19 protein-coding genes and 1 pseudogene are annotated in these 19,079 nt (G+C 72.5%); 15 read left to right on the top strand and 5 right to left on the bottom strand.

The window, feature by feature from the left end:
• Together COGEMETH_RS08140 and COGEMETH_RS08135 are read left to right on the top strand one after the other, a co-directional pair.
• Window positions 1-651, top strand: a 651-nt coding sequence (locus tag COGEMETH_RS08140; RefSeq protein ID WP_238182101.1) for a glycosyltransferase 61 family protein, incomplete at its 5' end; no start/stop codon positions are given.
• Window positions 652-824: 173 nt separating this feature from the next.
• Entirely contained in the window at window positions 825-1,091 is a 267-nt protein-coding gene (locus COGEMETH_RS08135) for a hypothetical protein (protein ID WP_238182100.1), read from the top strand.
• A gap of 141 nt (window positions 1,092-1,232) precedes the next feature.
• Here the strand turns inward: COGEMETH_RS08135 and mutM are convergent, their stop codons facing one another.
• Window positions 1,233-2,150 (bottom strand): bifunctional DNA-formamidopyrimidine glycosylase/DNA-(apurinic or apyrimidinic site) lyase, encoded by a 918-nt coding sequence (gene mutM, locus COGEMETH_RS08130; protein WP_238182099.1) that lies wholly within the window; start codon window positions 2,148-2,150, stop codon window positions 1,233-1,235.
• A gap of 155 nt (window positions 2,151-2,305) precedes the next feature.
• Between mutM and ubiE the strand changes: the two genes are divergently transcribed.
• From ubiE to coaBC, 6 genes are read left to right on the top strand one after another with little or no spacing between them, the layout of a single operon-like run.
• Window positions 2,306-3,079, top strand: coding sequence for a bifunctional demethylmenaquinone methyltransferase/2-methoxy-6-polyprenyl-1,4-benzoquinol methylase UbiE (ubiE, locus tag COGEMETH_RS08125; RefSeq protein WP_238182098.1), 774 nt, complete (start codon window positions 2,306-2,308; stop codon window positions 3,077-3,079).
• A gap of 22 nt (window positions 3,080-3,101) precedes the next feature.
• Window positions 3,102-4,658 (top strand): 2-polyprenylphenol 6-hydroxylase, encoded by a 1,557-nt coding sequence (gene ubiB, locus COGEMETH_RS08120; RefSeq protein ID WP_238182097.1) that lies wholly within the window; start codon window positions 3,102-3,104, stop codon window positions 4,656-4,658.
• Window positions 4,659-4,704: 46 nt separating this feature from the next.
• Entirely contained in the window at window positions 4,705-5,535 is an 831-nt protein-coding gene (locus tag COGEMETH_RS08115) for an ABC transporter ATP-binding protein (RefSeq protein WP_238182096.1), read from the top strand.
• 37 nt (window positions 5,536-5,572) lie between these two features.
• Window positions 5,573-6,361: an ABC transporter permease gene (locus COGEMETH_RS08110; protein WP_238182095.1), complete on the top strand. Its 789-nt coding sequence runs from the start codon at window positions 5,573-5,575 to the stop codon at window positions 6,359-6,361.
• A 12-nt stretch (window positions 6,362-6,373) separates the two neighbouring features.
• Window positions 6,374-7,381 carry an ABC transporter substrate-binding protein gene (locus COGEMETH_RS08105; protein ID WP_238182094.1) on the top strand — a complete coding sequence of 336 codons (1,008 nt, stop codon included), beginning with the start codon at window positions 6,374-6,376 and terminating at the stop codon, window positions 7,379-7,381.
• Between the two features lie 4 nt (window positions 7,382-7,385).
• Entirely contained in the window at window positions 7,386-8,651 is a 1,266-nt protein-coding gene (coaBC, locus tag COGEMETH_RS08100; protein WP_238182093.1) for a bifunctional phosphopantothenoylcysteine decarboxylase/phosphopantothenate--cysteine ligase CoaBC, read from the top strand.
• Window positions 8,652-8,660: 9 nt separating this feature from the next.
• On the opposite strand, the gene COGEMETH_RS08095 is transcribed toward coaBC, so the two are convergent.
• Window positions 8,661-9,554, bottom strand: coding sequence for a LysR family transcriptional regulator (locus COGEMETH_RS08095; protein WP_238182092.1), 894 nt, complete (start codon window positions 9,552-9,554; stop codon window positions 8,661-8,663).
• A gap of 113 nt (window positions 9,555-9,667) precedes the next feature.
• Between COGEMETH_RS08095 and COGEMETH_RS08090 the strand changes: the two genes are divergently transcribed.
• Together COGEMETH_RS08090 and COGEMETH_RS08085 are read left to right on the top strand one after the other, a co-directional pair.
• A complete protein-coding gene (locus COGEMETH_RS08090; protein WP_238182091.1) occupies window positions 9,668-10,291 on the top strand; it encodes a glutathione S-transferase in 624 nt (207 codons plus the stop codon).
• A gap of 11 nt (window positions 10,292-10,302) precedes the next feature.
• A complete protein-coding gene (locus COGEMETH_RS08085) occupies window positions 10,303-11,226 on the top strand; it encodes a pyridoxamine 5'-phosphate oxidase family protein (protein ID WP_238182090.1) in 924 nt (307 codons plus the stop codon).
• Between the two features lie 10 nt (window positions 11,227-11,236).
• Here COGEMETH_RS08085 and COGEMETH_RS08080 read toward each other — a convergent pair whose 3' ends face one another.
• The 3 genes from COGEMETH_RS08080 to COGEMETH_RS08070 form a co-directional block, all read right to left on the bottom strand.
• The gene (locus COGEMETH_RS08080) at window positions 11,237-11,881 is read right to left on the bottom strand and encodes a glutathione S-transferase family protein (protein ID WP_238182089.1); all 645 of its coding nucleotides are present in this window, start codon (window positions 11,879-11,881) and stop codon (window positions 11,237-11,239) included.
• A gap of 62 nt (window positions 11,882-11,943) precedes the next feature.
• Entirely contained in the window at window positions 11,944-12,879 is a 936-nt protein-coding gene (gene speB / locus COGEMETH_RS08075) for an agmatinase (protein WP_238182102.1), read from the bottom strand.
• Between the two features lie 127 nt (window positions 12,880-13,006).
• A complete protein-coding gene (locus COGEMETH_RS08070) occupies window positions 13,007-13,426 on the bottom strand; it encodes a translation initiation factor IF-2 (protein WP_238182088.1) in 420 nt (139 codons plus the stop codon).
• 249 nt (window positions 13,427-13,675) lie between these two features.
• Between COGEMETH_RS08070 and COGEMETH_RS08065 the strand changes: the two genes are divergently transcribed.
• The 5 genes and pseudogenes from COGEMETH_RS08065 (at window position 13,676) to COGEMETH_RS08045 (ending at window position 18,954) form a co-directional block, all read left to right on the top strand.
• Window positions 13,676-15,124, top strand: a complete 1,449-nt coding sequence (locus COGEMETH_RS08065) for a TIGR04222 domain-containing membrane protein (protein WP_238182087.1) — start codon at window positions 13,676-13,678, stop codon at window positions 15,122-15,124.
• A gap of 193 nt (window positions 15,125-15,317) precedes the next feature.
• Window positions 15,318-15,596: a 30S ribosomal protein S20 gene (gene rpsT / locus COGEMETH_RS08060; RefSeq protein WP_238182086.1), complete on the top strand. Its 279-nt coding sequence runs from the start codon at window positions 15,318-15,320 to the stop codon at window positions 15,594-15,596.
• Between the two features lie 476 nt (window positions 15,597-16,072).
• Window positions 16,073-17,569, top strand: coding sequence for a chromosomal replication initiator protein DnaA (dnaA, locus tag COGEMETH_RS08055; protein WP_238182085.1), 1,497 nt, complete (start codon window positions 16,073-16,075; stop codon window positions 17,567-17,569).
• 151 nt (window positions 17,570-17,720) lie between these two features.
• Window positions 17,721-17,843: pseudogene (locus tag COGEMETH_RS08050) on the top strand (DoxX-like family protein); the annotation flags it as partial.
• 301 nt (window positions 17,844-18,144) lie between these two features.
• Window positions 18,145-18,954: a hypothetical protein gene (locus tag COGEMETH_RS08045; protein ID WP_238182084.1), complete on the top strand. Its 810-nt coding sequence runs from the start codon at window positions 18,145-18,147 to the stop codon at window positions 18,952-18,954.
• The last annotated feature ends 125 nt before the right edge of the window (window positions 18,955-19,079 follow it).

The following is a 19,079-nucleotide window of genomic DNA, read 5'->3' as shown; positions in this document are numbered from 1 at the left end:
CGCCTCGTCGGCGGCGGCCCGAGCCGCCGGCACCTCGCCCTGATGGACGACATCGTCGGCCCCCCGCCCGAGCGCGACCTGCCCGCGATCTACGTCTCGCGCTCCCGGCTGCCGCACGGGCGCTTCGCCGGCGAGGGCTATCTCGATGCCGCCTTGGCGGCGGCGGGCCTGCGCGTGGTCCATCCGGAGGGCCTATCGCTCGCCGAGCAATGCGCCCTCTACCGGCGGGCTCGGCACCTGGTCTTCGCGGAGGGCTCGGCCCTGCACGCCCTCCAGCTGCTCGGCCACGTCGAGGCGTCCGTGACGGTGCTGGTCCGGCGGCCGAGCTTGCGGATGGCGGCGGCCTCCCTGGCGCCGCGGGTGCGCGAACTCCGTTACCTAGATGCCCTGCGCGGATTCGTCCACGGCCTGCGCCCGAACGGCGAGCCGCACCTGCCCACGGGGATCTCGGTGCTGGACGGGGCGCGCTGCCTTGCCGGGTTCGCGCATGCCGGCATCGACCTCGCCGCCCACTGGGACGGCGCCGCCTTCGCCCGCGCCTGCGAGGCGGACGTGGCCGAGTGGGTGGCACGCCGTGCGGCCGCGCCCTCGCATCCCGGCGAGGGCGCGGTGATCGCGCGCTGCCTGCGGGCGCTCTCCGTCACGGCGTGACCGGGCCTTCGCGGAACACACCGTCGCCACGGCCGCGCTGCGTGTTTGTTCCCGGATGGCCGGTGCGCCCCGGCACGTCACGGCGGCATCGGCGTGCCCATATTCAATTCACACGGGACGAACAGGCGCTCCCTCCCGGAGCCCGCCGTGAACCAAGGAACCCCAGACCTCTCATGAAGACCCGTATCGCCGCCGTCGCCGCCGCCTTCATCGCCCTGTCCGTGCCCGCCACCTCCGCCCTGGCCTACGGCCCCCGCGGCTCCGTCGACTTCGTCCTGCCGGCTTCCCCCTACGACGGCCTGACCACGGGTTCGCTCGGCGTGCATTACGGCCCGTTCTACGACCGCTGCGTGGCGAGTTCGGCCAGCGAAGGCAACGCCAACCAGCAGACGCGCCCGGTCAAGCAGTACGGCCAGACCTCGGGTGGCTACCGCTGCTGATCCGGATTTCGAGAGAGGACATGATTGCCATGAAGACCTTCACCTACGCGATGATCGGCGCCTTCGCTTGCGGGCTCGTCATGACGGTGGTCGGCTCCGCCGGCATCCTGCTGAACCTCTGACGCCGACGCGCCAAGAGCGTCAGCTTCGCTGAATCGGACCAGGGACCTGCGCCGGCTGGCAGTCGGCGCAGTAGAAGGTCGAGCGGCCCGACTGCACCATCCGCGCGATCCGGCCCCCGCACCCCCTGGTCCGGCAGGGCTGCCCGACCCGGTCGTAGACCCGGAAGGCGTGCTGGAACGCCCCCGCGCTGCCGTCCGTGTGAGCATAGTCGCGCAGGGTCGAACCGCCGGCGGCCACCGCCTCCGTGAGCACCTGCCCGATCGTTTTCGCCAGCAACCGGGCCTTGGGCGTCGGCTGTCCGTCCGGCTTGGCCAGGGCGCCTGCCGGAATCTCCGGGTGGAGGCCCGCCCGGTGCAGGGCCTCGCAGACGTAGATGTTGCCCAGGCCCGCGATCAGGCGCTGATCGAGGAGCGCGGCTTTGAGCGGCGTGACCTTGCCCCGGAACAGTCTGGCGACCGCCTCGCCGGTGAGCCCCGCGTCGAGGGGCTCGATCCCCATGCGCGCGAAGTGGCGGCAGGCGGAGAGCCTCTCGGTCGGCACGAGGTCCATGAATCCGAAGCGGCGCACGTCGTTGTAGGTGACGGTGGCCCCGTTCCCCATCGCCATCACCACGTGGTCGTGCTTGGGCGTCTCGAGCGCCCCCTCCAGGTAGAAGTCGCCGGGCGAGAGGTTGCGCCCATCGGGCAGGGCCACGTCGAAGCGCCCGCTCATGCCAAGATGCATGATCAGGGTTTCGCCGGAATCGAGCCCGGCCGTCAGGTACTTCGCCCGGCGCGACAGGTCCGTCACAGCCCGGCCTTCCAGGCGCTGCGCGAAGCGCGCGGGGAAGGGGAAGCGCAGGTCCGGCCGCCGCAGGGTGACGCGGCTGAAGCGGGCGCCGACCAGAGCGGGCGCCAGCCCCCGGCGCACGGTCTCGACCTCGGGAAGCTCCGGCATCTCTTTTTGGTGTCGTCGCGTTGCGGGGAGACCGATATCGGCGCCTGCGCGATGCGAGACAATGGCGGTGGGCCTGGGGCCTCCGCGTCTTTCGACGCATGGCGGTTTCGGGTCGGCTTCGCTATGACGCGCGCAGGGATGGGACCAGGGGCGTCATGAAGGCCGGCGGACACGCGAGCGAGGACGGCACCACGGATTTCGGCTTCGAGCGTGTGGCGCTCGCCGAGAAGCAGGCGCGCGTGGACGACGTGTTCCGTTCCGTAGCCAAGCGCTACGACCTGATGAACGACCTGATGTCGGCGGGCCTGCATCGAGCCTGGAAGGCGCAACTCATCGCCATGCTGCGCCCGCCCCAGGGGCGGCCGTTCCACCACCTGGACGTGGCCGGCGGCACCGGCGACGTGGCCTTCCGCGTCCTCGACGCCGGCGGTGAGCGCACCCGGGTCACGGTGCTCGACGTCAACGAGGCGATGCTGCGGGTCGGCTCCGAGCGCGCAGGACAGCGCTTCGGGGAGCGCATCGCCTTCGTCACCGGTAATGCCGAGACCCTGCCCCTGCCGGATGCCGCGTTCGACGCCTACACCATCGCCTTCGGCATCCGGAACGTGCCGCGCATCGACTTGGCGCTGTCCGAGGCCCGGCGCGTGCTCAAGCCCGGCGGGCGCTTCCTGTGCCTGGAATTCTCCAACGTCGACCTGCCGGTGCTGGACAAGATCTACGACGCCTATTCTTTCCACGTCATCCCGCGCCTCGGGGCGCGGGTGGCGGGCGACGCCGAATCCTACCGCTACCTCGTCGAGTCGATCCGCAAGTTCCCGACGCGGGGGGCGTTTGCCGGGATGATCGAGCGGGCGGGATTCCGCCACGTCACCCACCGGGCCCTGTCGGGGGGCATCGTCGCGATCCATTCCGGCTGGAAGATCTCGTGATCCCGGTCCCGGCCGCCCACCCGTGATCGGCGCCCTCGTCAACCTCCTCCGGGGGGCCCATGTCGGCTTCGTCCTGGCCCGCGAGGGTGCGCTGGCGCTGGCCGACCCCACCGACATGCCGCCGCACCTGCGCCTCGCCCTGCGCCTCGGCCGGATGCTGGAGCGGCCAGGGCTTGGGGCCGGCGCCGCCCGGCTCTCGACGGCTCTGACCCGCCTCGGGCCTTCCTACGTCAAGTTCGGTCAGTTCCTGGCGACCCGGCCCGACATCGTCGGCATGAGTGCCGCCCTCGACCTGGAGAAGCTCCAGGACCGGGTGCCGCCGTTCCCGCAAGGCACGGCGATCCGGGTGGTAGAGGCCGCCTTCGGCAAGTCCATCCGCGAGCTCTTCGTCTCGTTCAGTGAGCCGGTGGCCGCGGCCTCGATCGCGCAGGTCCACGAGGCCGTCGTGATGGACCCGGACGGCACGCAGCGCCAGCTTGCCGTCAAGGTCATGCGGCCGGGCGTGCGCGAGCGTTTTCAGCGCGACCTCCAGGTGATGCGCTTCATGGCCGGCGTGGTGCACGCCCTCTCGCCCCAGGCCGAGCGCCTGCGCCCGCGGGAGGTGGTGGAGATCCTGGCCCGCTCCGTGACGATGGAGATGGATTTCCGCCTGGAGGCGGCCGCCGCCTCCGAACTCGCCCAGAACACCGCGGACGATGCCGACTTCCGGGTGCCCAGGCCCGAATGGGAACTCACCGCCCGCGACGTGCTCTCGGCCGAGTGGATCGACGGCACCCGCCTGCACAGCCGCGACGAGATCGTGGCCGCCGGCCACGACCCGCAGGCGGTCGGCCGCAGCGTGATCCAGAGTTTCTTGCGCCAAGCCATCCGCGACGGCTTCTTCCACGCCGACATGCACCAGGGGAACCTGTTCGTGGACGCGCAGGGGCGGCTGGTGGCGGTCGATTTCGGCATCATGGGCCGGCTCGGCGCCAAGGAGCGGCGGTTCCTGGCCGAGATCCTGCTGGGCTTCATCATGCGCGACTACCGCCGGGTGGCGCAGGTGCATTTCGATGCCGGCTACGTGCCGGCCCACCACTCGGTCGAGGACTTCGCCCAGGCCATCCGCGCCATCGGCGAGCCGATCCACCAGCGCCGGGCCGACGAGATCTCGATGGCCAAGGTTCTGACCCTGCTCTTCGACATCACCGCCCTGTTCGACATGAGCACGCGGACCGAGTTGGTGATGCTCCAGAAGACCATGGTGGTGGTGGAGGGCGTCGCCCGCTCGCTCGATCCGCGGCTCGACATGTGGACCACGGCCGAGCCGGTGGTGCGCACCTGGATCACCCGAAACCTCGGGCCGGTGGGCCGGATCGAGAGCGGGGCCGAGGCCCTGCGCACCATCGCCGACGTGGTCGCCGACGTGCCGGATCTGGCGCTGCGCCTCAAGCGCGTGCTGGTGCGCCTCGACGAGGCCGGCACCGGCGACGCCCACCGCCTTGAGCGCTTCGCCCGCAACGAGCGCCGCTGGGCGGTCTGGCAGACCCTGGCCCTGTGGGCCATCGCCATCGGTGCGCTCGTGATGGCGTTCCGGTAAGATCGAGAAAAGAGGACCCGCGGAACGCGGGCACGGGAGGAAGGGCATGAGCCGGCAGGGCTTGGGCCAGCACGATTCGGCCGCCGACGCGGTGCGCCTGGAGGCGGTCGCCATCGCCTTCGCCCTCAAGGGCGGCCGGCGCTACGTGGCGGTGGAGGGGATCGACCTCGCGGTCGAGCCGGGGGAGTTCGTGGCCGTGGTCGGCCCCACGGGCTCGGGCAAGTCCACGCTCCTCAACGCGGCGGCCGGCCTCTTGAGGCCCGCCGACGGGCGCGTCACGGTGTTCGGCACGCCGCTCCAGGGCCTCAACGGCCGGGCCGGCTACCTCTTCCAGGCCGACGCCCTGATGCCGTGGAAGACGGCGCTCGACAACATCGCGGTCGCCCTGGAGCCGCAGGGCGTGCGCCGCGCCGAAGCCCTGTCCCGGGCCCGCGACTGGCTCGCCCGCGTCGGGCTGGCGAACTTCTCCGACCGCTACCCGCACATGCTATCGGGCGGCCAGCGCAAGCGCGTGGCGCTCGCCCAGATGCTGATCCGCGATCCCGAGATACTGCTGATGGACGAGCCCTTCGGGCCGCTCGATGCGCAGACCCGGCAGATCATGGGCAACCTGCTGCTGGACCTGTGGGCGGCCGACCGCAAGGCGGTGATCTTCGTCACCCACGACCTGGAGGAGGCGATCGCCCTTTCCGACCGGGTGATCGTGCTCTCGGCCGGTCCTGCGGCCCGCATCGTCGGCTGCTACCCCGTACCCCTGGCCCGCCCCCGCGACACCAGCGAGATCCGCCTCGATCCCCAGTTCCACGCCCTCTACCAGCAGATCTGGACCTGCCTGCGGGTCGAGGTCTCCCGCGCCTACGCGGACGGTCCGGCGTGACCGGGCACACTGCCCTCCCCCCATCGGAGACCCGCCCGTGAACCGCCTCGGCCTCCTCGCCCTCCAGATCCTCGTCGGGCTCGCGGGCTTCGCGATCTGGCACGTGCTCACCGTCTACCCGATCCTCGGCGCCCCCAAGCAGATCCAGTTCTTCTTCTCGACGCCCGTGGACGTGCTGGCCCGGACCTGGGCCGAGATCACCGGGCCGGAGATCTGGGGCCACCTCTGGATCACGCTCCAGGAGACCGTGCTCGCCTTCGTGTTCGGGGCGGCCGGCGGCATCGCCTTCGGCTTCCTGTTCGCCCGCAACCGGCTGCTGGCCGCCGTGTTCGACCCCTACATCAAGGCCGCCAACGCCCTGCCCCGCGTGGTGCTGGCGCCGATCTTCGCCCTCTGGTTCGGGCTGGGCATCTGGTCGAAGGTCGCGCTCGGCTTCACGCTGGTGTTCTTCATCGTGTTCTTCAACATCTTCCAGGGCGTGCGCGAGGTCAGCCCGGTAGTGCTCGACAACGCCCGGATGTTGGGCATGAACGAGCGCGGCCTGCTGCGGCACGTCTACTGGCCCTCGGCGCTGACCTGGATGTTCTCCTCCCTGCACACGGCGGTGGGCTTCGCCCTGGTCGGCGCGGTGGTGGGGGAGTATCTCGGCTCGTCGGCGGGGCTCGGCTACAAGATCCACGAGGCCGAGAGCGTGTTCGACGTCACCGGGGTCTTTTCCGGGATGCTGATCCTCACCGTGTTCGTGCTCGTGATCGACACCCTCGTCACCCTGATCGAGAATCGCCTCCTGGTCTGGCGCCCCCAGGCCGGCAGCGCCCGGACCTGAGAGGACCAGCCCATGGAACGCCGCAGATTCCTGGCCGGCACGGCCGCAAGCCTCGCCCTCGGTGGGCTCGCCCCCGCCCGCGCCGAGAGCGTGAAGGTCCGCATCGGGGTCGGCGGAAAGCCCCTGCTCTACTACCTGCCGCTCACCATCGCCGAGCGGAAGGGCTTCTTCGCGGCCGAGGGGATCGAGGCCGAGATCAACGATTTCGGCGGGGGAGCCCGCTCCCTCCAGGCCCTGATCGGCGGCTCCGTGGACGTGGTCACGGGGGCCTACGAGCACACGATCCGGATGCAGGCCAAGGGCCAGGACGTGCGGGCCGTGTGCGAACTCGGCCGGCTCCCGGCCATCGTCATCGGGGTGCGCAAGGATCTGGCCGGCACGCTGAAGTCCGTCGCCGACTTCAAGGGCCGCAAGATCGGCGTCACCGCCCCGGGCTCCTCCACGGCGCTGGCCGTGCAATACGCGATGCTCAAGGCCGGGCTGAAAGCCAGCGACGCAGCCCTGATCGGCATCGGCGGCGGCGCAGGCGCCATCGCCGCGATGAAGAAGGGCGAGATCGACGCGATCTCCCATCTCGACCCGGTGATTGCCAAGCTGGAGACGGACGGGGACATCGCCGTGCTGGTGGACACCCGCACCGAGGCCGGCACGCGGGCGCTGTTCGGCGGCCCCAACCCAGCGGCCGTCGTCTACACCAAGCAGGACTGGATCGAGCGCCACGCCGCCGGCACCCAGAAGGTGGTCAACGCTTTCGCCAAGGCCTTGAAATGGCTCGCTGCCGCCAGCCCTGAGGAGATCGCCGATACGGTGCCCGCCGCCTACCATTTCGGCGACCGGGCCCTCTACCTCACGGCGGTGAGGAATTCGCTCGAGAGCTATTCCCGCACCGGCATCCCGACGCAGGAGGGCATGGCCAGCGTCCTCGACCTCGTGCGCACCCTCGACCCGGAACTCCAGGGCGCCACGATCGACCTCGGCACCACCTTCGACGACCGCTTCGTCAAGCGCGCGATGGGATAGGGTCATGACGAAGACGCTCGCCGGCCGCCGCGTCCTCCTGGTCGTCGGCGGGGGCATTGCCGCCTACAAGGCCCTCGACCTGATCCGGCGCCTGCGCGAGCGCGGCGCCTCCGTCTGCCCGCTGCTGACGAAGGGCGCGCAGGAATTCGTGACGCCGCTGGCCGCCGCGGCGCTCGCCGGCGAGCGCGCCCACACCGACCTGTTCGACCGGGCGGAGGAGGCCGACATCGGCCACATCAAGCTGGCCCGCCAAGCCGACGCGGTGGTGGTGGCGCCCGCCACCGCCAACCTGATGGCGCGGATGGCCACTGGCCACGCCCCGGATCTGGCCGGCACGGTGCTGCTCGCCACCACTCTGCCCATCCTGATCGCGCCCGCGATGAACGTGGCGATGTGGGCCCACCCGGCCACCCGGAGAAACCTCGCGACGCTCCAGGGCGACGGCGTCCGCGTGGTCGGCCCCAACGACGGCGCGATGGCCGAGGCCGAGACCGGCCCCGGCCGGATGGCCGAGCCGGCCGAGATCGCCGGCGCGCTCGAGGCGATGCTGCGCGATGCGGCGGATAAGCCCGCGGGTTTCGGCTTCCTCGCCGGCCGGACGCCGTCCGCGGCGGGCGCCCTCGCGGGCCGTCGGGTGCTCGTCACCTCCGGCCCGACGCACGAGCCGATTGATCCGGTGCGCTACCTCGCCAACCGCTCCTCGGGCCGCCAGGGCCACGCCATCGCGGCGGCCGCTGCGGCGGCGGGCGCTTCCGTCACCCTGGTCTCGGGGCCGGTGGCGATCCCCGATCCCATCGGCGTGACGACGGTGCGCGTCGAGACCGCCCGCGAGATGCTGGCGGCGGTGGAGGCGGCGCTGCCAGCCGACATCGCGATCTTCGCCGCCGCCGTCGGCGACTGGCGCCCGGCCACCGAGCGGGAGTCCAAGATCAAGAAGGACGGAGAGGCGCCCGCCCCCCTGGCGCTGGTCGAGAACCCGGACATTCTGGCGACCGTCGCTGGGCTGGCCCAAGGCCGCCCGCCCCTCGTCGTGGGGTTTGCGGCCGAGACGGACAACGTCCTCGACCACGCCCGGAAAAAGATCGCGAAAAAGGGCTGCGACCTGATCGTGGCCAACGACGTCTCGCCGGCCGGCGGGGTGATGGGCGGCAGCCGCAACACCGTCCACCTGATCGCCCGCGACGGGTCCGTCGAGACCTGGCCGACGCTGGACAAGGACGAGGTCGCCCGCCGCCTCGTGGCGCATCTGGCGGGGCTCGTCGCCGGATAGGGCGGCCGGTCAGGCCTCAATGTGGATCACGGGCAAGGCCCGCAGCGCCGCGGCGGCGTGGTCGAGGAAGGCCTCCGTCCGGGCCGGGCGGTGGCCGGCGCTCGGCGCCACGAGCTGCACCGGGATCGGGGCCGGCTCGTAGGCGGCCAGCAGCCGCACGAGGCGGCCCGCCGCGACGTCCTCGGCCGCCTGATAGGACAGCACCCGCGCGATACCCCGTCCGGCCCGCGCCGCGACGAGGCCCGCCTCGACCTCGTTGACGGTCAGCCGCGGGGACAGCCGCACGCTCTCGCGGGCGCCGAAGCGCCACTCGCGGGCGGCCGTGCGCAGGGTGCCGACGATGGTGTCGTGGGCGGCCAAGTCCGCGGGCGTCTCCGGCCTGCCCCGCGCGGCGAGATAGTCCGGGCTCGCCACCACCACCTCCCGCACCTGCCCGACGCGGCGGACCATCAGCCTCGATTCCGAGAGCCGGCCGATCCGCAGGGCCACGTCGATGCCCTCCTCGATCAGGTCGAGGTTCCGGTCGGCCAGCACGAGGTCGACCTGCGCCTCGGGATAGGCGTCGAGGAAGCTCGCCACCACCGGCGCCATGTGCCGGCGCCCGAACAGGACCGGCGCCGTGACCCGCACGAGGCCCCGCACCGCGGCGCCCGCCACCCCCGTCACCAGCGCCTCGTAGTCGGCCAGGACGACCCGCGCCCGCTCGGCCAGATCCAGGCCCGCCTGCGTCGGCGACAGGCGCCGGGTCGAGCGCTCGATCAGCCGCGCGCCCACCCGCTCCTCCAGCGCCGCGAGCGCCCGCGTCGCGGCGGCGCCCGAGCGTCGCAGCCGCCGGGCCGCACCGACGAGGCTGCCCCGGTCGACGATGGCGACGAAGAAGGCCAACTCGTCCAGCCGGTCCATCGGGGCGACCTCCGCAGCATCGTTGCGCAAAGTGAAAGTCTGAGTTTCCAGGATGCCGGATTTCGGCGCGAGCCCGCAAGGGCGATATCTTCGTCTCAGATCGGAGACACGCCATGACCGCCTCGACCCTCGTCTTCCACGGCCTCCGGCTCTCGGGCCATTCGCACCGGGCCGAACTCCTCTTGGTGCTGCTCGGCCTGCCCTACCGCTTCGTCGAGGCCGGGGCGGAGGTGCGCGCATCCCAAGAATTCCGCCGGCTCAACCCCCTCGGACAGATCCCGGTGCTGGAGGATGGCGAGCACGTGATCGCCGACAGCAACGCCATCCTGGTCTACCTCGCCGGCCGCTACGACCCGGAGGGCGGTTGGCTCCCACGGGACCCGCTGGCTGCCGCGCAGGTCCAGCGCTGGCTCTCGGTGGCCGCGGGCGAGGTACGGCACGGCCCGGCGCAGGCGCGTATGATGGTCCTGTTCGGCGCCGCGGGCAGCCGGGATGCGGCGCACGCCCTGTCGGAGCGCGTCCTGCGTTTCATGGACGACCACCTCGCCGGGCATGCCTTTCTAACGGCCGACCGGCCGACCGTCGCCGACCTCGCCTGCTATTCCTACGTGGCGCATGCCCCCGAGGGCGGGGTGTCCCTGGCGCCCTACCCGGCGGTCCGGGCCTGGCTGCAGCGGATCGAGGCGCTGCCGCGCTTTCTCGCGATGCCCCGCTCCCCTATCCCCGATGCGGCGTGAGGGCGGCGGCGATGGACACCTCACCTTTCCACGCCGACGAGGTGGCGGCGCAAGCGCGCGCCGGCCACGTCCTCGGGGCCATCGGCGCCATCCGCCCGGTGATGCCCGACCAGCACCGCGACTTCTTCGCGGGCCTGTCCTACCTCTTCGTCGGCGGCACCGACGCGGCCGGCGCCCCGGTGGCGACGATGCTGACCGGAAGCCCCGGCTTCGTGCACGCCCCCGATCCGGGCCACCTGCGTGTCGAGGCTCGCCCGTCGCCGGGCGACCCGGCGGCAAGCCATCTCCAGGCGGGTGCCGAGGTCGGCATCCTCGGCCTCGACCTCGCCACCCGGCGGCGCAACCGCGCCAACGGGCGGATCGTCGGGCACGATGCGGGCGGGTTCACGCTGGCGGTCGACCAGAGCTTCGGGAACTGCCCGCAGTATATCCAGCGCCGCACCATCGCGCCCATGCCGCGCGAAGCCGGACAGACCGAGATCCTCTCCGGCCTCGATCCCGAGGCGCGCGGCCTGATCGCGGCGGCCGACACCCTGTTCGTGGCCAGCCGCGCGCGGGCGGGGATCGGCCCGGCCGGGGGGGCGGACATCTCCCATCGCGGCGGCCGGCCCGGCTTCGTCCGGGTGGCGGGCGACACGCTGACGGTGCCGGACTTCCGCGGCAACCGCTACTTCAACACGCTTGGCAACCTCCTGGGCGAGCCCCGCGCCGCCCTGCTCTTGGTGGATTTCGAGCGGGGCGACCTGCTGAGCCTCCAGGGCACCACCGAGATCGACTGGACCGGGACGGAAGCCGCCGGCTTCGAGGGGGCACAGCGCTCCTGGCGCTTCCACGTCGCGGGCGGCTGGCGGCGGCGCGGGGCCGTCCCCTTCCGCTGGCGCTTCCTCGACGCCGCACCGCAGCTCGAGCGCACCGGGCGCTGGGAGGCGGCCTGAGGCGGGGGGCTCAGGTGGCTGCTGCGGCCTCGTGCTCGGCGGCCAGCCGCGCGTCGTCCGCGGTCATCGTCTGGAAGGCCGGGCGCTCGCGGATGCGCGCGACGTAGGCCGTGAGCGCCGGTTCAGGCGGCACCAGTCCGAAGCCGATGGTCCAGCCGAGCGCCGAGCCCCAGAGCACGTCGGCGGCGCTGAAGCGCTCGCCCAGCAAGTAGGGGCCGGGGGTCAGCGCCGCGACCACCTGCGCCAGCACCGTGTCGAAGTCGCCATAGGCCGACATCGCCCGCGCGCCCGGATCGCGCTTCATCGCCCGGTCGATCACCGCCGGCTCGAAGCAGGACCCGTAGAACACCATCCAGCGCAGGTACGGGCCGCGCAACGGATCGTTCAGGGCCGGGGCGAGGCCGGCCTGGGGGAACAGGTCGGCAAGGTAGAGGTAGACCGCCGGCTGCTCGGTCACGAGCGCCGCCCCGTGCCGGATCGCGGGCACCTTCCCCATCGGGTTGACGGCGCGATAGGCCTCGGAGGCCTGCTCCCCCGCCTTCATGTTGAGGACGTGCAGCGTGTGAGGCGCATGCAGTTCCTCCAGCAGCACCCGCACCCCCGAGGAGCGGGTGTTGGGTGCATGGTAGAACTCGATCTCCGGCGTCCCGGTCATGGCCGTCCCCTGCCCTATGGTCTGCGAATCGCGGCGCAAGCTCCGCGCCGGAGGGGCCGGGGTCAAGGGCGGCGTGCGGCCACCGCGTCGGCCAGGAGGCAGAGGATCTCGAACAGAATCTGGCCCCCCGTCAGCGCCGTGAGGCCGGAGGGGTCGAGCGGCGGGGCCACCTCCACGAGGTCGGCGCCCACGAGGTCGAGGCCGCGCAGGGCCCGCAGGAGGTAGAGCGCCTCGCGCGTGGTGAAGCCGCCGATCTCCGGCGTGCCGGTGCCCGGCGCGTAGGCGGGATCGAGGGCGTCGACGTCGAAGCTGAGGTAGGCCGGGCCTGCGCCCACGATGGCGCGGGCCTCGGCGACCACCTCCGGCAGGCCGCGGGCGGCGGCCTCCTCCATGGTGACGATGCGGATGCCCTGCGAGCAGGCCCAGTCGCGCTCGTCGGCGGCGTCCATGCTACCGCGGATGCCGATCTGGACGCAGCGGCGCGGGTCGAGCACCCCGTCCTCCACCGCCCGCCGGAAGGGGGTGCCGTGGGTTAGCCGGCTGCCGTCGTACTGGCTGTCATCGGTGTCGCTATGGGCGTCCACGTGGACGAGGCCCAGTGGCCGGTCCCGGCCGAGCGCCTTCAGCACGGGGTAGGTGACGAGGTGGTCGCCCCCCACCGAGAGGGGCACGATGCCGCCCGCGCGCAGGGCGCCGTGGAAGGCCTCGATGCGCCGGCAGGTCTCGGCCACGTCCACGGGGTTGACCGGCACGTCGCCGAGATCGGCGCAGGCGGCCAGATCGTAGGGCGCGATGCCGGTGGCGTGGTTGACCATCCGCGTGCCCGTCGAGGCCTCGCGCACGAAGCGCGGGCCCAGCCGCGCGCCGGGGCGGTTGGTGGTCGCCCCGTCGAAGGGGATGCCGACGAGGCCGATCTCGATCGCGCCGGCGGCCGCCGTCGGATCGAGCACGGGCAGCCGCATGAAGCTCGGAAGCCCGGAGAAGCGGGGTGTCTCCATGCCCGAGGCCGGGCGATAGCGCGCGATGCGCGCGGCGTCCGTCTCGCTCACCCTGTACGCCACGCCGACCCCTCCCGCACCCCGGCCCCATCATCCGGGGCGGGGCCTGTCGGATCAAGCCGCGGGTTTAGCAGCTCCGGTCGAGCCGGTAGCCGTTCGGCCCGGCATGGCCGCGGAAGCGGCAGCCGCCGTAGCTGCCGGCGAAGCCGTAGGCGTCCTGCCCCGTCCGCCAGCTCGCGCCCCGGCCGCCGCCGTAGCGGGCCGAGCGGTAGTCCGGCGGCCGGCGCTCGGCCCGCGCGCGGGGACGCTCGGCCCGGGGAGCGCGCTCGGCACGGGGCTCCGATCGCTCGGCGCGGGGCTCTCCGCGTTCCGCACGGGGCTCGGCGCGCGATCCCTCGGGCCGGGAGTCCTCGCTGCGGCCTTGGGGGCGCGGGTCCGCCTGGGTCGCTGCCCCCCCGCTCGCCGGCGCCGGGCCGCGTTGCGCCTGGGCGAGGCCGGACAGGCCGAGGGCGACCACCGTCGCGAGAGCAAGCACACGCACTGCCATGATGACCTCCTGGATTGATGTCGAATCCGGGCGGCACGCCTGAATACTGTGAGTTGCGCCGCATTCCGTGGGATCGACAGTGTCTCCGCCCGCGGCCGGCTGCCGTGTCCCAGAGCACGCGCCGTCGCGCCGTGCAAGGCCGCCATCCGGCCGCCTTCGGCTCGGGATCGGCGCAACCCGAGAAAGACCGGCCGGATCGCGGCCGCGGCCGGATTCTGCTATAGGCGGGGCCCCACGGAGTAGGCGACGATGCAGCCCATCGCACGCGCGACCTGGACCGCCGACGAGACCGCGCTCCACGCGCGGATCGAGGCCCATGCCTTCGCCCGGCCGGGCCAGGTCCTCGACTTCACCGGGCGGCTCGCCCGCGAGATCGGCTGGTCCCGCACCCAGGCCGAGGCCGCCATCGGCGAATACCGCCGCTTCTGCTTCCTGGCGATGACCGGCGGCGGGCCGACGACGCCGAGCGAGGAAGTGGATGCGGTCTGGCACCTCCACCTCACCTATTCCCGCGACTATTGGGAGGTCTGGTGCCGGGAGGTGCTCCGGGGCGCCCTGCACCACGACCCGACGCAGGGCGGCCCCGCCGAGCAGGCCCGCTACCGCGAGCAGTACGTGCGCACGCTGGCCCGCTACGAGGCCTATTTCGGCCCGCCGGACCCGGCCTTCTGGCCCGGTACGCTGGCGCGCTTCCGCAGGGCCGCGCGCTACCGCACCGTCGACACCGGGCGGGTGCTGGTGCTGCCGCGCCCGCGCCTCGCCTGGCGCGCCGGGGTGGTCCTCGCGGGCCTCGCCGTCGCCTTCGCGCCGGAGCCGGCCCGCGCGCTTCCCGCCGACCCCCTCGACTGGAACGGCCCGGAATTCCTCGCGCTCTTCTCCGGCCTCGCGCTCGTGGCGCTGCTGGCGACGTGGCTCGTCGGCCTCTGGGTGAACCGGACCCCGCGGCCGGCGCGGGGGGCGGCCCCGCCCGAGGACATGGGTCTCGTCGACCTCGCCTACCTCGCGGGCGGGCCGGTCCGCGTCGCCGACCTGTTCGCCCTTCTGCTGCTGTCGCGCGGGGCCGCGGCGATCGAGCACCCGAGCCGGCGCATCGTGCCGCAGACCGAGGGTATCCCCCTGCCCCCGGATTTCGAGGCGTTCCGCGGCTGCGTCGCCGGGCCGGCCGGTCGCCGGGACCTCGCCAGGGCGGTGGCGTCGCGCCTCGGCCCGGTCGGCCGCCGCCTCGCCGGCCGCGGGCTGGCCCTCGACCCGCAGCACCGGGCCCGGCTCACCGCCCTGCTCCTGCTCCCGCCCGTCGCCGTCATGCTCTTCGGCGCGGCCAAGCTGGTCGTCGGGCTGCATCGCGACAAGCCGGTCGGCATCCTGGTCGTGCTGACCCTCTTCATCGGGGTCGGCACGGTGATGCTCGCCTTCTCCAGGCCCCCGCCCTGGCGCAGCCGCGAGGGCGGGCGGATTCTGGCCGCCTACCGCGCCCGCCATGCCCGCGCCGTCCGGGCGCCGCGCGAGACGGAACTGCTCTTCGCCTTCGCGGTCGCAGGCGCGGGCGTGCTGGCCGGAACCGCCTACGCGTCGTACCTCGCCTACCTTCAGGCGCCTCATTCCGGAGCGTCCGGCGGCAGCGACGGGGGTGGAGGCGGCGACGGCACCGGCTGTGGCGGTGGCGGCTGCGGGGGATGTGGCGGCGGCGGCGGAGACTGAGCCCCCGCGATCCTGCGCTTTCGTGACGATGCGTTGACGCGGCGGCCCCCTGTTGCTAGAGAGCCGCCTCCGCCGCGACGCCGCGTTCACCACGTGCGCCGTCGGCTTAGCGATTGCCCGACAACCTGAACGCGTTGACCGACCTCCGGACCCCATGGTCCCGTCGGCATCGCCCGACGAGACGAGGATGCCCATGGCCAACACCGTGTCGGCCAAGAAAATGACCCGCAAGATCGCCAAGCGCACGGCGATCAACCGCTCGCGCCGCTCCCGCATGCGCACCTTCGTCCGCAAGGTCGAGGAGGCCATCGCCGCCGGCGACCAGACCAACGCCCTCGGCGCGCTCCGCGACGCCGAGCCCGAGATCATGCGGGCCGCCCAGCACGGCATCGTTCACAAGAACAATGCGTCGCGGAAGGTCTCGCGACTCGCCGCTCGCGTGAAGGCCCTCGGCGTCGCCGCCGCCGCCTGACCCTACGCGCATCGTCGAAGACGGATCGAGCCCGGCCTTTGCGGCCGGGCTTTTTCGCGTCTGGCCGTCCGTGCCGTCGCCGCGCGGCGGCGACGAAACGTTAACCCTGGACCGAGATCGGCCGCAGCGCGAAATCCACCGCGCCCGTCTTGCTTAACAGAACTTCACGGTCTCCAAGCAAAACCGCCGCACCCTGTGAATCGTCGCGAAACCATAAGCCGGTCAACATCGTAGCTCTACCTGCGGTCCAGTTGCCGCGACTGTCCCGATGCGAAACCGGGCTTTCCCCGCAAGTCCCAGTGTTAAAAGAACCGTAGGTAATTGTTGATAGGCTCCACGGATCGGCAAAAGACGTCGGCAGGCATCTTGACTCCGACGGAAAAATAGTTCCCGCGCGTACAGGCGGGGCCGACAGCGTGAAACGTGCGTACGCGCCGTCGACGGGTCATCCGTTCGCGGCGTCGGGAGAGCCAGTGATGCGTGTCGACGGAAACGTTGCGGGCGGCGACGACAACAACGGCCGGAACAGCGGGGGCGCGGGTGAGATCGCCTCGGCCTGGGCGCGGGTGAAGCGGCGCCTGCGGGCGGAACTCGGCGAGGACGTGTTCGCGAGCTGGTTCGCCCGCCTCGAATTGCAGGACGTGGAGGGCGGCACGGCCCGCCTCACGGTGCCCACGCGCTTCCTCAAGAGCTGGCTCGAGTCGCATTACCTCGACCGGGTGCTCAACACCTTCAAGGCCGAGGTCGCGGAGATCGCCCGCATCGAGGTCGGCGTGCGCGGCACCGGGGCCCCCGTCCGTCCCGTGGCGCCGAGCCCGGCCAAGGCGAGCCCCACCAGCGGGCCGCTCGCCCGCCTGCACGCGGCGGCCCCTCCCGTACCGGTCTCGGCGTCCGCCGCGTCCGAGATGCGCGGCGGCGACACCGCCGGCGACCTCAACGGCGCGCCGCTCGACGGCCGCCTCACCTTCGCGAGCTTCGTGCTCGGCCGCTCCAATGCCCTGGCGCATGCGGCCGCCGAGCGGGTCGCCCGCCACGACGGCGAGGGCGCCCTCTACAACCCGCTCTACTTCCATGCCGGCGTCGGCCTGGGGAAGACCCACCTGCTGCACGGCATCGGCCACGTCGCCCGCGATGCGGGGCGCCGGGTGATCTACCTCACCGCCGACCGCTTCATGTACGGCTTCGTGAACGCCCTGAAGACCCAGAACGCGCTGGCCTACAAGGAGCGCCTTCGCGGCATCGACCTGCTGATCCTCGACGACGTGCAGTTCATCCAGGGCAAGTCGATCCAGGCCGAGTTCGGCCATACCGTGAACGCCCTGATCGATGCCGGCCGGCAGGTCGTGGTCGCCTCCGACCGTCCGCCGACCGAGCTGGAGGCCCTGGACGAGCGTGTGCGCTCGCGCCTGGCCGGCGGCCTCGTGGTCGAGATCGGCAGCCTGGACGAGCAGCTGCGCGTCTCGATCCTCTCGGCCCGGCTCGCCCAGGTCCGCGCGGCCCATCCCGGCTTCGAGGTCTCCCAGGCCGTGACGGCTTACGTGGCCCGCGCCATCACCGCCAACGGCCGCGACCTGGAGGGCGCCGTCAACCGCCTGCTGGCGCACGCCACGCTGACCGGCACGGCCGTGACCATGGAGACGGCCGAGACCGCCATCCGCGACCTCGTCAAGAACCGCGAGCCCAAGCGCATCAAGATCGAGGACATCCAGAAGCTGGTGGCCTCCCGCTACAACGTCTCGCGCTCCGACATCCTCTCGGAGCGCCGCACGGCGGCCGTGGTCAAGCCGCGCCAGATCGCGATGTACCTCTCCAAGGTGCTGACGCTGCGCTCCCTGCCCGAGATCGGCCGCCGCTTCGGGGGCCGCGACCACACCACCGTGCTCCACGCCGTGCGCAAGATCGAGAAGCTGATCGGCGAGGACGCGATCCTGGGCGACGAGGTCGAACTCCTGAAGCGCATGCTCCAGGATTGATACCGTGTCCGCTTGATCGAAGCGGACACGGTATCGGCAAGCCCGCGCGGCGCTTGAGCGAAGCCGAAATCCGCGTCGCGAAGCGATCAACCGGATTTCGTATGACGACAGGCCGGCGGCCTCCCGCACGCCTCGCGCCGAGGGGAGGCCGTACATGGCCGGGGCGGCGCTGCTGACCCCCGAACTCTGGATCGAGCCGCTGGGCGCCCTGGTGAAGACCGGCCCCGCGATCGGGCTCATGGCCGTAGCCCTGGCCATCCTCGACGATCGCTAGCCTTTTGCCGGCTCCAAACGGCGCAACCGGCCAGTGTAGGGTCCTATTCGAGAGCTATTGTCGAAGGTCTATATTCCGCCGGATTGTCTCTGCATGACCGGAAGGGTGCAGGCGGACTTCGCGATCCGGTGGCTGCAGCCAAGCTGGAGTTCGCCGAGCCATGACGGAAGAGCGCGAAGCCGATCGCGGACCCGATGCGGCGACCCATGTGGGCGGGCTGCGTCCGCACCCGATTCGTGGAAAGAATCGCCGGAAGAGCCGGGCCAAGCACGCCGCGACTTCCCAGCCGAAGCTGCGGGGCATGCGGTCCGCCAGAGCGAAGCCGTCCGCCGGCATCGCCGGCCCGCAGGTGCCCCCGCCGTCCGCTGCCGCTCCGTTCATCTGTGACCTGACGGTGCCGGAAGCGTCCGAGCCGGCCTGCGCCGACCTGCTGCCGCAGAACCTGCCGCAGCAAGTTGTGCCGTATCCTGAAGACGCCACGCCCGCCGTCGAGGTCGCGGCTATACCGGTGTCGCCCGTCGCGCAGGCGCCAGTTCCCGTTCCGCGTGCGCCGGTCCGGGCCTCCGCAGGCGCGCCGGGCCGCCGGATCGTCGCCGCCGCATCCGTCGCGGCAGCGCTCGCCCTGGTGCTCTGGCGGCCCTTGGCCGATCCGCCGGCCTCGCCCGCGCAGGGCTGGACCGACCCGGTCCGCTCCGCGGCCGCCGCCCGGAGCGCCGGTGCGGAGACGCGCCTCGCCCTCCTGCCGGTCGCGACGATCGATCCGCCCGCCTCCCAGGCCGCGATCCTGCTCCCGCCCGCTGCGGTCGCCGCCCTCCCGCCCGACGCGCGCCTCGCTCCGGTCCTCGCGCCCGGTGCCGCCGAGCGCGTGAGCGCGCGCCCGACGCCCTCGCGTCAGCGGATCGCCGCCCGCGTGGCGCCCTCGAAGCCGGTCGCGCCCGCGCCGGCCGTGCCCGAAGCCGCGGACGAGCCCTACGCGCGGTTCGCGAGCCGGACCCATGCCCCTGGCCGCTATCGCCTGCGCTGGGGCGTCGCGCGCCTGGGGGAGGATTCCAACCAGGACAGCGCCCGCGGGCCGGCCTGGGACTTCGCGGCCCGGGCGGCGGGAGAGTAGGGCGCGATTGCCCTGGACGGATCGTACGCCGTCCCTTGCCTTGGGGGCGTGCCTTCGCCAAGCTGACAGGCCGTGGTCCCACGCGCGGACGCGGCACGGCCTTCTTTCGAGCACCAGAGTTTTTC

Origin of the sequence: Methylobacterium trifolii (assembly GCF_022179685.1) — a bacterium.
Taxonomy (GTDB): Bacteria; Pseudomonadota; Alphaproteobacteria; order Rhizobiales; family Beijerinckiaceae; genus Methylobacterium; species Methylobacterium trifolii.
This window is presented reverse-complemented; position numbering and strand designations above follow the sequence as displayed.

Excerpts from the sequence above, each read along its gene's own strand:
- COGEMETH_RS08135 (WP_238182100.1), top strand. The coding sequence starts at position 825 with ATGAAGACCCGTATCGCCGCCGTCGCCGCCGCCTTCATCGCCCTGTCC.
- mutM (WP_238182099.1), bottom strand. The coding sequence starts at position 2,150 with ATGCCGGAGCTTCCCGAGGTCGAGACCGTGCGCCGGGGGCTGGCGCCC.
- ubiE (WP_238182098.1), top strand. The coding sequence starts at position 2,306 with ATGAAGGCCGGCGGACACGCGAGCGAGGACGGCACCACGGATTTCGGC.
- COGEMETH_RS08115 (WP_238182096.1), top strand. The coding sequence starts at position 4,705 with ATGAGCCGGCAGGGCTTGGGCCAGCACGATTCGGCCGCCGACGCGGTG.
- COGEMETH_RS08105 (WP_238182094.1), top strand. The coding sequence starts at position 6,374 with ATGGAACGCCGCAGATTCCTGGCCGGCACGGCCGCAAGCCTCGCCCTC.
- coaBC (WP_238182093.1), top strand. The coding sequence starts at position 7,386 with ATGACGAAGACGCTCGCCGGCCGCCGCGTCCTCCTGGTCGTCGGCGGG.
- COGEMETH_RS08095 (WP_238182092.1), bottom strand. The coding sequence starts at position 9,554 with ATGGACCGGCTGGACGAGTTGGCCTTCTTCGTCGCCATCGTCGACCGG.
- COGEMETH_RS08090 (WP_238182091.1), top strand. The coding sequence starts at position 9,668 with ATGACCGCCTCGACCCTCGTCTTCCACGGCCTCCGGCTCTCGGGCCAT.
- COGEMETH_RS08085 (WP_238182090.1), top strand. The coding sequence starts at position 10,303 with ATGGACACCTCACCTTTCCACGCCGACGAGGTGGCGGCGCAAGCGCGC.
- COGEMETH_RS08080 (WP_238182089.1), bottom strand. The coding sequence starts at position 11,881 with ATGACCGGGACGCCGGAGATCGAGTTCTACCATGCACCCAACACCCGC.
- speB (WP_238182102.1), bottom strand. The coding sequence starts at position 12,879 with ATGGAGACACCCCGCTTCTCCGGGCTTCCGAGCTTCATGCGGCTGCCC.
- COGEMETH_RS08070 (WP_238182088.1), bottom strand. The coding sequence starts at position 13,426 with ATGGCAGTGCGTGTGCTTGCTCTCGCGACGGTGGTCGCCCTCGGCCTG.
- COGEMETH_RS08065 (WP_238182087.1), top strand. The coding sequence starts at position 13,676 with ATGCAGCCCATCGCACGCGCGACCTGGACCGCCGACGAGACCGCGCTC.
- rpsT (WP_238182086.1), top strand. The coding sequence starts at position 15,318 with ATGGCCAACACCGTGTCGGCCAAGAAAATGACCCGCAAGATCGCCAAG.
- dnaA (WP_238182085.1), top strand. The coding sequence starts at position 16,073 with ATGCGTGTCGACGGAAACGTTGCGGGCGGCGACGACAACAACGGCCGG.
- COGEMETH_RS08045 (WP_238182084.1), top strand. The coding sequence starts at position 18,145 with ATGCGGTCCGCCAGAGCGAAGCCGTCCGCCGGCATCGCCGGCCCGCAG.